Source organism: Streptomyces sp. NPDC057939, assembly GCF_042887545.1.
In the GTDB taxonomy this organism is placed as follows: domain Bacteria; phylum Actinomycetota; class Actinomycetes; order Streptomycetales; family Streptomycetaceae; genus Streptomyces.
In genome coordinates, this window is record NZ_JBHVPG010000041.1 from 25,595 (window position 1) to 35,958 (window position 10,364).

12 protein-coding genes are annotated in these 10,364 nt (G+C 72.7%); 8 read left to right on the forward strand and 4 right to left on the reverse strand.

The annotated features are described in order from the left end of the window. The first annotated feature begins 35 nt into the window (after positions 1 to 35). The 7 genes from ACFVS6_RS32055 to ACFVS6_RS32085 all read left to right on the forward strand — a co-directional run bounded on the left by ACFVS6_RS32055 (position 36) and on the right by ACFVS6_RS32085 (position 5,784). Positions 36 to 1,316 carry a PP2C family protein-serine/threonine phosphatase gene (locus ACFVS6_RS32055; protein ID WP_389709373.1) on the forward strand — a complete coding sequence of 427 codons (1,281 nt, stop codon included), beginning with the start codon at positions 36 to 38 and terminating at the stop codon, positions 1,314 to 1,316. Further along, positions 1,313 to 3,049 carry an ATP-binding protein gene (locus ACFVS6_RS32060; RefSeq protein ID WP_389709375.1) on the forward strand — a complete coding sequence of 579 codons (1,737 nt, stop codon included), beginning with the start codon at positions 1,313 to 1,315 and terminating at the stop codon, positions 3,047 to 3,049. Before ACFVS6_RS32055 ends, ACFVS6_RS32060 begins: the two co-directional genes overlap by 4 nt. Beyond that, the gene (locus tag ACFVS6_RS32065) at positions 3,046 to 3,504 is read left to right on the forward strand and encodes a response regulator (RefSeq protein ID WP_389709377.1); all 459 of its coding nucleotides are present in this window, start codon (positions 3,046 to 3,048) and stop codon (positions 3,502 to 3,504) included. Before ACFVS6_RS32060 ends, ACFVS6_RS32065 begins: the two co-directional genes overlap by 4 nt. A 25-nt stretch (positions 3,505 to 3,529) precedes the next feature. Next, a complete protein-coding gene (locus tag ACFVS6_RS32070; RefSeq protein ID WP_389709379.1) occupies positions 3,530 to 3,892 on the forward strand; it encodes an STAS domain-containing protein in 363 nt (120 codons plus the stop codon). A 125-nt stretch (positions 3,893 to 4,017) separates the two neighbouring features. After that, a complete protein-coding gene (locus tag ACFVS6_RS32075) occupies positions 4,018 to 4,458 on the forward strand; it encodes an ATP-binding protein (protein WP_389709381.1) in 441 nt (146 codons plus the stop codon). Positions 4,459 to 4,552: 94 nt separating this feature from the next. Further along, positions 4,553 to 5,263: a restriction endonuclease gene (locus ACFVS6_RS32080; protein ID WP_389709383.1), complete on the forward strand. Its 711-nt coding sequence runs from the start codon at positions 4,553 to 4,555 to the stop codon at positions 5,261 to 5,263. Between the two features lie 74 nt (positions 5,264 to 5,337). Beyond that, on the forward strand, positions 5,338 to 5,784 hold the full coding sequence (locus ACFVS6_RS32085) for a secondary thiamine-phosphate synthase enzyme YjbQ (RefSeq protein WP_389709385.1): 447 nt from the start codon (positions 5,338 to 5,340) through the stop codon (positions 5,782 to 5,784). Between the two features lie 105 nt (positions 5,785 to 5,889). On the opposite strand, the gene ACFVS6_RS32090 is transcribed toward ACFVS6_RS32085, so the two are convergent. The 3 genes from ACFVS6_RS32090 to ACFVS6_RS32100 are packed head-to-tail and all read right to left on the reverse strand — an operon-like array spanning position 5,890 to position 8,187. Continuing rightward, positions 5,890 to 6,138 (reverse strand): STAS domain-containing protein, encoded by a 249-nt coding sequence (locus tag ACFVS6_RS32090; RefSeq protein WP_389709387.1) that lies wholly within the window; start codon positions 6,136 to 6,138, stop codon positions 5,890 to 5,892. Beyond that, entirely contained in the window at positions 6,135 to 7,361 is a 1,227-nt protein-coding gene (locus ACFVS6_RS32095; protein ID WP_389709389.1) for a PP2C family protein-serine/threonine phosphatase, read from the reverse strand. Before ACFVS6_RS32095 ends, ACFVS6_RS32090 begins: the two co-directional genes overlap by 4 nt. A gap of 16 nt (positions 7,362 to 7,377) precedes the next feature. Beyond that, positions 7,378 to 8,187: an alpha/beta fold hydrolase gene (locus ACFVS6_RS32100; RefSeq protein ID WP_389709391.1), complete on the reverse strand. Its 810-nt coding sequence runs from the start codon at positions 8,185 to 8,187 to the stop codon at positions 7,378 to 7,380. Between the two features lie 198 nt (positions 8,188 to 8,385). Between ACFVS6_RS32100 and ACFVS6_RS32105 the strand changes: the two genes are divergently transcribed. Continuing rightward, positions 8,386 to 9,192 carry a hypothetical protein gene (locus tag ACFVS6_RS32105; protein ID WP_389709393.1) on the forward strand — a complete coding sequence of 269 codons (807 nt, stop codon included), beginning with the start codon at positions 8,386 to 8,388 and terminating at the stop codon, positions 9,190 to 9,192. A gap of 78 nt (positions 9,193 to 9,270) precedes the next feature. Here the strand turns inward: ACFVS6_RS32105 and ACFVS6_RS32110 are convergent, their stop codons facing one another. Next, positions 9,271 to 10,104, reverse strand: coding sequence for an SDR family oxidoreductase (locus tag ACFVS6_RS32110; protein WP_389709395.1), 834 nt, complete (start codon positions 10,102 to 10,104; stop codon positions 9,271 to 9,273). Positions 10,105 to 10,364: the final 260 nt, after the last annotated feature.

The window sequence follows — 10,364 nt, forward strand, 5'->3', positions numbered from 1 at the left end:
CGCACGCGCTCCGTGGCGAGAGGGGAACGCGCGCCATGGGGAGCACGATCGGCCTGGGGTCACCTCACCCCGCGGGCCAGACACCGCGGCCGACGAGTCCTCCCAGGCCGGCGACCTCCGTCGAACAGGACAGGTCCCTGGCCCTGTGGAGCGGCCTCCCGCCGTACGTCCTGCTCATCGAGGACGACGAGGGCGACGCCCTCCTCGTCGAGGAGCTGGTCGAGGACAGCGGGGTCGACCTCCGGCTCGGCCGGGCCCGGTCCCTCTCGGACGCCCTGTCCCACCTGGAGGCCGAGCCGCCCCAGTGCGTGCTGCTCGACCTGCACCTCCCCGACGCCCAGGGACTCGACGGCCTCACCAAGGTGCTCGCGGCTTCGGCCGAGGCCGCCGTGGTCGTCCTCACGGGGCTCTCCGAGGAACAGGCGGGGCTCGGCGCAGTGGCGGCCGGCGCCCAGGACTACCTGGTCAAGGGCCGCCTGGAGGCCGACGTCTTCATCCGGGCCATCCGCTACGCGATCCAGCGCAAGCGGACCGAGCTCGCCGCGGTCGCCCTGCAGGCGAGCAAGCTGCGCGCCGAGGAGAACGCCCGCCTGGAACGGGGCCTGCTGCCGACGCCGCTCCTGCTGGACGACGCCGTCACGGTGTGCGCCCGCTACCGGCCGGGCCGCGCCCAGGCACTCCTCGGCGGGGACTTCTACGACGTCGTGCAGACCCGCGACGGGGCCACGCACGCCGTGGTCGGCGACGTGTCGGGACACGGACCGGGCGAGGCTGCCCTCGGGGTGTGCCTGCGCGTGGCGTGGCGGGCCTTCGTGATGGCGGGCGCCCGGGGCGAGGAACTGCTCAAGCTCCTGGAGGAGATCCTGCTGGCGGAGCGGTCCGGGCCCGAGATCTTCGCCACACTCATCGCGGTCACCCGCCCTCCCGGCGCCGACATCATCTCCGTGCAGCGCGCCGGGCACCCCGGCTTCCTGGTCAGGTCGGCGGCGGGGGTCGACCTCGTGGAGGTTCCCGGCGGTCCCGCCCTCGGCATCATGCCCGGCTGGGGCGCCGACTGGCCCGTGACCGAGGTGCCCCTGGCACGGGGCGGCGCCGTGATGCTCTTCACCGACGGTCTGATCGAGGGACGCGTGGGCCCCGGCTCCGAACGCCTCGACGAGACGGGCCTCCTCGACATCGCCCGCCAGTACTCCGGGCTGCCCGCCGAGACCTTCGTCGACACCCTCATCCGGGCGGCGCAGGGCCGGGCCGCGGACTGGGGCGGGCTCGCCGACGACGTCGCCGTACTCCACCTCGAATGGAACACCCCCTCGTGAACGCCCGAGAACGAACCGAGCCCCCTCCCGTCGGGGCCCCTCCCACCGAGCCCCTCCCCGCCGAGCCTCCTTCCGCCGAGCTCCCCCCTGCCGGGGCCAAGGCCGCCGGGGCCGCGCCCTCAGGGTCCGGTCGCGGGGGTCCGAGCCTGCGCGCCTGGCTCACGACCGTCCTCGCCGTACTGGCCCTCATGGTCGTCGGCACGGGCGCGGTGGGAGCGGCCCTGCTGTCGAACACCACCGAGGCGGGCGACCGGCTCGTCGACGGCATCCTCCCGGCCCAACGCGACGCGCTCCGGCTGGAGGCGGCCCTGCTGGACCAGGAGACCGGGGTCCGCGGCTACCTCCTGGCCCGCGACCCGGCCCTCCTGGAACCGTACGAGCGCGGCCTGCAGAGCGGCCGAGCGGCGGCGGAGCGGCTGTCGCTGGTCCAGGACGAGGACGCCGGGGTGCGGGCCGACCTGGTCGCCGTGCAGGACTCCGTGCGCGTCTGGCAGGACGAGTTCGCGACCCCCGCCATCGCCGCGGTGCGCGCCGGCGGGGAGCCGCCCTCCGTCGTGGCGGGCAAGGAGAAGTTCGACGAGGTACGACTGCGGCTCGCGGAGCAGCAGGCCCGGCTGGACCGCGTCCAGACGGACGCCCGCACCACCTTCGGGGAGGCCCGCGTCCAACGCGACCGCATCCTCCTGGCGATCGTGGCGGCGTTCCTGTTGGCGGGTGCCTGCCTCGGGTTCCTGCTCCACGTGGGCGTGCTGCGTCCGCTCGCCGCGGTACGGACGACGTCCCAGCGGGTCGCGGACGGGGCGTTCGACCTGGAGATCCCCGAGGCAGGTCCGGCAGACCTGCGCTCGCTCGCCCGCGCGGTGGAGGCCATGCGCCGGCGGACCGTCGAGGAGTTGACGGCTTCGCAGCGCAACGCGCGGGAGCTGAACCGCACGGCCGCGGAGCTGGACGCACAGGCCGGCGAGCTGCGGCGCTCGAACGCCGAGTTGGAGCAGTTCGCGTACGTGGCCTCGCACGACCTCCAGGAGCCGTTGCGCAAGGTCGCCTCGTTCTGCCAGCTGCTGGAGAAGCGCTACGGGCAGCAACTGGACGAGCGCGGCACCCAGTACATCGCGTTCGCCGTCGACGGCGCCAAGCGGATGCAGGTGCTGATCAACGATCTGCTGGCGTTCTCCCGGGTGGGCCGGGTCCAGGACGCCCGCGAGACGGTCGCGCTGGATTCCACCGTGGACCGGGCCATGCGCAACCTGGCCGCCGCCGTGGAGGAGCACTCCGCCGAGGTCACCCGACCGGACCGGCTCCCCGAGGTACTGGGCGATCCGACGCTCCTCACGATGCTCTGGCAGAACCTGGTCGCCAACGCCGTCAAGTTCCACTCCCCCGGGCTCGCTCCGCAGGTGGAGATCTCGCTGCTCGACGGGAGTGCGGCGGAACCCGGATTCCACACCTTCGCCGTCACGGACAACGGGATCGGCATTCCCGCCGAGTTCGCCGAGAAGGTGTTCGTCATCTTCCAACGGCTGCACGGCCGGGAGACGTACGGTGGCACCGGGATCGGGCTGTCCCTCTGCAAGAAGATCGTCGAGCACTCCGGGGGGCGCATCTGGATCGACACGACCCACACGCCGGGCACCCGGATCATGTTCACCCTGCCCGTGCTCGCCGCGGACGCCACCGCGACCGACCCGGTGCCCGCATCCGATTCCGCAGTCGACGAAGGAACCAGCCGATGACCACCCCCAGCTCCAGGCCTTCGACGGCGCCCGCGGAGATCCTGCTCGTCGAGGACGACGCGGGCGACGAACTCATGACCCGCGAGGCCTTCGAGGACAACAAGATCGGCAACGTCCTGCACGTCGTGCGGGACGGCCTGGAGGCGTTGGACTTCCTCTACCGCCGCGGGGACCACGTCGGCGCGCCGCGCCCCGACCTGATCCTCCTGGACCTGAACCTGCCCAAGTACGACGGCAGGCAGGTCCTCGAACAGATCAAGACGGACCCGGAGCTGAGCCACATCCCGGTGGTCGTGCTCACCACCTCGGCGGCCGAGGAGGACATCCTGCGGAGCTACAAACTGCACGCGAACGCCTACGTGACGAAGCCGGTGGACCTCGACCAGTTCATCCGGGCGATCCAGCAGATCGACGACTTCTTCGTCACCGTGGTGAAGTTGCCCCGGGCATTCTGAAAGCGCAGGAGAGGAAGTGGGAAACGTGGACACGCAGAGCGGCGACGCCCGCAACTACGTCGAGACGCGGTCCGACGGGAACGTACGGATCATCGTGATGGCCGGCGAGTTCGACATGGACACCGTGGGTGAACTGCGGACGGCGATGGACCCCGAGGTCGTCGGCATCGAACGGTTCGTCCTGGACGTCTCCGGTGTGACCTTCGTCGACTCGACCGCCCTCAGCATCATGCTGCAACCCGCCCTGAACCGGCCGGTGGTGCTGGCGGGGACGGTCCCGAGCCGTCTCGCGCGGCTGCTGGAGGTCACGGGTGCGGGCCGGGCGTTCGCGACCGCTCCCGACGTGGCCGAGGCGACGGTCGTGGTGCTCCCGCCGAGGCGGAGCTGAACCGTGCCGGCGCAGAGGCCGGCGTGGAGCAGGACGAGGAAGGCGTTTGCCTCTGCGATTGCGGGGGCCGGCGCGGGGCAGACGGACACGGTCCGACCATGACGAGACCGACGAGGAGGTGAACGGTGCTGCCCGACCACGGCACGCCGCCGCGCCCGGTCCCGCTCAACGCCATGCAGGCGCGGGATCATGTGCGGTCGCTCATCGAGGCCTCCGGGATCGTGCCGGACGGCGCGGCCGCGGAGGACACCCTGACCGACGCGCTGCTCGTCACCTCGGAGCTGGTGACGAACGCGATCCGGCACGGGGGCGGGATCGTCGATTTCAGCGCCTCCGTCGCCCCGGACGGCCTCCGGCTCGCGATCACGGACGCCAACAGCGACAGCCCCGTCACGCTGCCCCGGCCCCCCGGAACCATCGGCGCGGGCGGCTTCGGTTGGCCCTTGATCCGTCGGCTGACGCGGAGCGTGACGATCAGGCCGACCCCCCAGGGGGGCAAGCGCATAGAGGTCGTCATGCCGCTGGACGGGGCGGACCGGTCCCCGGACTTCCCCGACCTGCGCTGATTCCCGCCCTCCCCCCGTTTCAGGGGCCGGTTTCCCGGTCACACGAGGAAGCGCGCCCTCCTGGTGCGCGGGACCGAGATGGGGGGACTTCCGTATGACGACACCCGAGGAGGACGCGAGGGCGTCCGCGCGGGTACCCGCGTCGGTGGGCCGCGACATGGTGCTCGCGGTGGGGTTGGTGGGCATATGCGCCGGCGGGCTGGCCGTCTTCCTGAAGACCACGGCCGCGGCCGGGACCGGACTGCCGCTGGTGCCCGTCGCCACGGTCGTCGTCCTGACGATCGGGGTGGTCCTGGCGAAGTGGAGCGTGGCGCCCGTCCGGCGCCGCCCCCGCGGCAGGCTCCCGGTCGACCCGAGCGGGTACGAGTTCGTGGCACCGCCCGCGGACGTGCCCGACGTGGGCGGTGAGGCACTGGACCACACCGCGGTCGACCCGGACGGCTTCGAGCACACGGTCGCCGCGCTGTGCGCGCGGGACGGCTGTTCCCCGGTGGAGGTCGTCGGGGGCGCGGGCGACCTGGGCGCCGACGTCATCGCGACGACCGCGGACGGCCTCCGGATCGTCGTGCAGTGCAAGCAGTACGCCGAGGACAACCGGGTCGGCTCGCAGGACCTGCAGCGGTTCGGCGGCACCTGTTTCGCCGTGCACGAGGCGGACGTCGCCGTCGTCGTCACCACCAGCTCCTTCACGGCGCCCGCCGCCGAGTACGCCGCCGCGTGCGGCATCCTCTGCGTCGACGGCGCCGCGCTGGCCGCCTGGACCGACCAGTCGGCGCCGCCCCCGTGGGAGGCGGGCGCCGCATAGCCCGCCCGCGGCGAGCCGCCGACACGGGCCGGCGGCTCCGTGCCCGGGGGCGCCCGTGACGTGAGGATGACCCCATGGCCGACAGCTTCGACACCTTCGTCTCGCGCACCGTCGACGTGACCACCGGGGGCCGGGAGACCGTCCTCGACCTGACCGAGGTCATCGCCTCCTTCCTCCACGAGGCCGCCCGCGGGCGGGACGGACTCCTCAACGTCTTCACGCCCCACGCGACGGCCGGCCTCGCGGTCATCGAGACGGGCGCGGGCAGCGACGAGGACCTCCTGGACGCCCTGGGTTCCCTCCTGCCGGCCGACGACAGGTGGCGGCACCGCCACGGCTCGCCCGGTCACGGGAGGGACCACGTCCTGCCGGCGATCGTTCCTCCCCACGCGACGCTCCCGGTGATCGGCGGGGTCCTCCAGCTGGGGACCTGGCAGTCGGTCACACTTGTGGACACCAACGGGGACAATCCCCGCCGCCAGGTGCGGCTGACCTTCATGGGCCACTCCCCCACGGCCTGACGCGTTCTCCCCGTCCGTTCGTCCGGCCCGTTCCCCTGGTTCGTCCGACCCGTTCTACGAACCCGGTGGCGGCCAGGCGGCCTCGGCGTCCCGCACGGTCGCGTATCAGGTGGTGAAGACGCGGTCCGAACCGACGATGCGGAAGATCCGGTCGACCCGGTCGGGAACGGCGGCCAGGGCGATGCCCGCGCCGGTTCCCACGGCATGGTTGCGCGCCGCGATCATCACGGTGATGCCGCCGGAGTCGCAGAACGTCAGGCCGGACAGGTCGATGACGAGCCGTTGCCCCGGGTCGAGCACCAGGCCCGGCAGCAGGGCCCGGACGGCACGGGTGCGGATGTTCAGCTGGTTCACGGGTGCTCATCCCCGCTGGGTCGGGGTACGTGGACGGCCAGGACGGCCGTGTCGTCGTCCACCCCGGCGCCGAAGGCGTCGAGGAGGCCGCGGATCGCCGTGACCACTTCGTCGGCGGTACACGGCGCCAGGCCTTCGGCGAAGTCGAGGAGGGCCCCGTCGCCGTAGCGGTCGCCGGCCAGGGCGGTGTGGGCCTCGGTCAGGCCGTCGCTGTAGAGGAGGAGGGTGTCGCCGGGTGCCAGGTGGAGCTCGGCGGTGGCGATCTGCGCGTCCGGCAGGGCGCCGATGAGCTGCCCTCCGGGTGTGGGAACGTAGGCGGCGCTTCCGTCGGCACGCATCAGTAGGGCAGGCGGGTGGCCCCCGCCGGCGAGGGTGATCCGGAAACCGCCCCGGGTGGTGTCGGGGGTGAGGAGGCCGAAGACGACGGTGCAGAATCGCGGGTCGTGCTGGTTGTACTCGTGGGTGAGGACCCTGTTCAGGTTCCCCAACACCCCCGCCGGGTCGGCGTCGTAAACGGCCGCGGCGCGCAGGGTGTAGCGCGTCAGGGAGGTCACGGCCGCGGCGCCCGCACCCTTTCCGCAGACGTCGCCGAGGAACATGCCCCAGCGGTCGGCCGCGAGGGGGAAGAGATCGTAGAAGTCGCCGCCGACCTCGTCGGCGGAAGCCACGTGGTAGTGCGCGGCTACGTGGAGGCCGGGCACGTTCGCAAGGGCGGGGGGCAGCAGCGTCTGCTGGAGGGTGGCGTTCAGCCGCTTGAGGCGCTCGCGTTCCCGCTCGGCCTCCTGGCGCGCCCGCAGCAGTTCGGATTCGTAGGCCCGGCGCTCGCGGGCGTCGAAGACGGTGGTGCGGATCAGCAGCGGCTGTCCGTCGCTCCCCGTCTTGACGGTCGAGGTGACCAGGACCGGCAGCCGGCTGCCGTCGGCGGCCTTGAGTTCGAGGGCGATCCCACTGATCTCACCGCGCATGGAGAGCAGCGGGGCGAAGTGCGTCTCGTGGTAGATGCGGCCGCCCACCGTGAGCAGGTCGGAGAACGTCCGACGGCCCACCAGGTCGTCGCGGTCGTATCCCAGCCATGCGAGGAGCCGCCCGTTGACCTTGACGATCCGTCCGTCGAGCAACGTGGAGAGGTAGCCACAGGGTGCGTTCTCGTACAGGTCCTCGACGCTGTCCTCCGGGAAGGCGGAGAACGCCTCCGGCCTCGGGGTTTCCTCGTTCTCGCGCATCGGGCGGCTTCGTCCTTCAGCCGAGCGAGCGCACGAAGGAGCTGATCACGGCCGCGGTCTCGGCCGGTGCGCTGAGTTGGGGACAGTGTCCCGTCGCGGTCAACGTGACCAGCCGGCTTCCGGGGATCCGGTCGCGGACGAACGCGCCCACCTCCGGCGGGGCGATCGCGTCGTGGGAGCACTGCGCGACGAGCGTGGGAACCGTCACCCCGGCGAGGTCCTCCCGGTTGTCGGACAGGAAGGTCACCCGGGCGAAGACCCGGGCGATCTCGGGGTCGGTGCGGCAGAAACTGCTCGCCAGTTCCTCCCCCAGCTCGGGGCGCTCCGGATTGCCCATGATGACCGGGGCCATCGCCCCCGACCAGCCGAGGTAGTTGGCGTCCAACGACTCCAGCAGCTCCTCGATGTCCGGGGCTCCGAACCCGCCCCGGTAGCCGGTGGCCGGATCGTCGACGAAACACGGCGAGGGGGCCAACAGCACCAGTCCCGCGAACAGTTCGGGCTCGCGCACCGAGGCCAACACACCCATCATGGCGCTCACCGAATGGCCCACGAAGACCACCGGGCCGGGCACCGTCTCCCGGCAGATCGCCAGCACGTCCTCGACGTACCCGTCCATCGCCGAGTACCGCTCCCGGCTCCACCGCGACAGGTCGGACCGGCCGGCGCCCACATGGTCGAACAGCACGACCGTGTGCTCGCGCTCCAGGTCCGGGAGCACCGCGTGCCACATGTTCTGGTCGCATCCGAAGCCGTGGGCCAGCACCACCACGGGACCCCCCGCCCGGCCGCTCACCCTCACGTGGTTCTTGCTCCGGACACTCATGCGGCTCATCCTCCCAGACCACACGCGCGCCGTCGTACGGGCCGCGTCGTACGTGCGGCGTCGGGCCGGGCCCGCCTCACGGGCAAGGACGTTCTCGTGCCCCGAACGGCCGTACGGGGCGGTGGAGCCGCTCCGGGCGATGCAGGCTGGAGGGGATGGGCCCCGCCGAGGGGTCGGACCGGGTCAGGAGGTGTGGCGATGGCCGGCTTGGAGTCCCTGGCGTCGTTCGCGCCCTTCCTCGTGCCCGTGGTCACCGGCCTGGTGGGCGGGATCAGCCTGATCATCAGGGACCGCCGTGACTCGCGGAGTGCGGACCACCACTACCGCAAGAGGCTGGAGCGGGCCCAGCTGGAGGTCCAGTTCATCACCGGCTGGATCGAGGCGAAGAAGCTCGCGCCGACCACCGCGACCTCGGACCCGGGGCCGGACCCGGAGCCGGGCCTGGAGCCGGGCAGGTGGCTGGACGATTGCTACGCCTCGGTCCGCGGCTTCGAGGTCGCGTCCCGGCACCAGCGGGGAGGGCCGGGCCGGCTGAGGCGGCTGCTCCTGCTGCGCCCGCTCCGCGGCCGCCCCGCACAGGCCCTGCAGGTCCTCTACTGGATCTCGCTGCTCATCTTCAACGGGGCTCTCGCCTGGTGGGTGAGCATGATCGTCGACGGTCCGCCCGCCTTCCTCGGGAACGACCCCGCATCCCGGTCCGACGACATCGACTCGGTCCTGGGACTGGCCGGCTCCTTCCTGCTGGCGGCCGTGGTCCTGTGGGTGTGGGCGGTGCACCTGGACGCCGCGGATGTCGGCGACGAGCACGCCTCGCGGATCGACACGGCCGCGTGGGCGGCGCAGGAGGACGCGCGCCGCCGTGCCGCAGGCGGGAGGACGGCCGGGGAACGGGGGAAGGCCGCGCGGGAACAGGACCCGGGACGGGACGAGGAACGTGACGGGGGACGTGACGGGGATCCATCGGACGGGAAAGGGGCCGCGGGACCGGACGGGCCGACGGTCTGACCGACCCGGACCGCTCCTGTCGGTCCCCTCCCGCGTGCGCCCCCTCCCCCCGCTCCGGGCCTCACGCGCTCCGGGCCGTCACGCCGGTGGCGGCCCCTGTACGAGGGTCCGGGCCTCGGCGAATTCCTCGCGGTAGGCCTGCTCCGCCACCTCCAGGTAGCCGAACGCGTCGTCGCCGACCGGGATACGCAAGGGGGTGGGGGTGTCGGCGGCGACGATGCCGAGGACCCTCGCGGCGAAGTCCTCGGGGCGGCCCGTCTCCGGGTTCTCCGCGAGGCCGCGCGCCCCTTCGAGCATCTCCCGGTTCGTGGCGTCGTAGGCGGGGATCCTCCGACGCGCTTCGGCCATGGACGTTCCGTAGCGGGTGGCGAACATGCCCGGTTCCAGTACGGTGACGCGGATGTTGTGCGGGGCCGCCTCGACGGCGAGGGCCTGGCTCATGCCTTCGAGGGCGTGCTTCCCGGCGACGTAGGCGGCCAGGCCGGGAAAGGCCATCCGGCCGACCACGGAGGAGACGTTGAGGATGTGGCCGTGCCCCTGCGCCCGCATCAGCGGCAGGACGAGGCGGGCGAGCCTCCAGGGGCCGACGACCAGGGTTTCCAGTTGATTGCGCAGTTCGGTGTCCGAGACCTCCTCGACCGCGCCGAACAGCCCGACACCGGCGTTGTTGACCAGGACGTCGATGCCGCCGAGACGGTCGAGGGCCGTACGGACGGCGTCCTCGCAGGAAGCGGCGTCACGGAGTTCCAGCGGTACCGGGATGATGCGGCCGGGCCAGGCGGCGGCCAGTTCCTCCAGGTCGGCGGTCTTGCGGGCGGTGACCGCCAGTTCGTCCCCGGCCCGGGCCGCCGCGCCGGCCAGCGCGTGCCCGAGGCCCGACGAACATCCCGTGACCAGCCAGCGTCGTCCCATTCGTTCCCCCGTCGTGGTCGTGGTGCCCGTAGGAGTCGCGCCGGCGCGCGGCGATTCCGGTGCGGTGCGTCCCGCGCGGCCCGGCGAACGAACCGTCGCGGTGCGGCCGGGCGGCACGCGACCGCCGGTGTTAGAGACGGGGGTGGCGCCCCCCCCCCCACCCCCCCCCGGGGCCCCCGGCGGGGGCGGTGGGGGCGGGTACCCGCCCGGGCCGGGGAGCCGCGGCAGACAGGGCCCATGGCCATCGCCCACACCGGCTC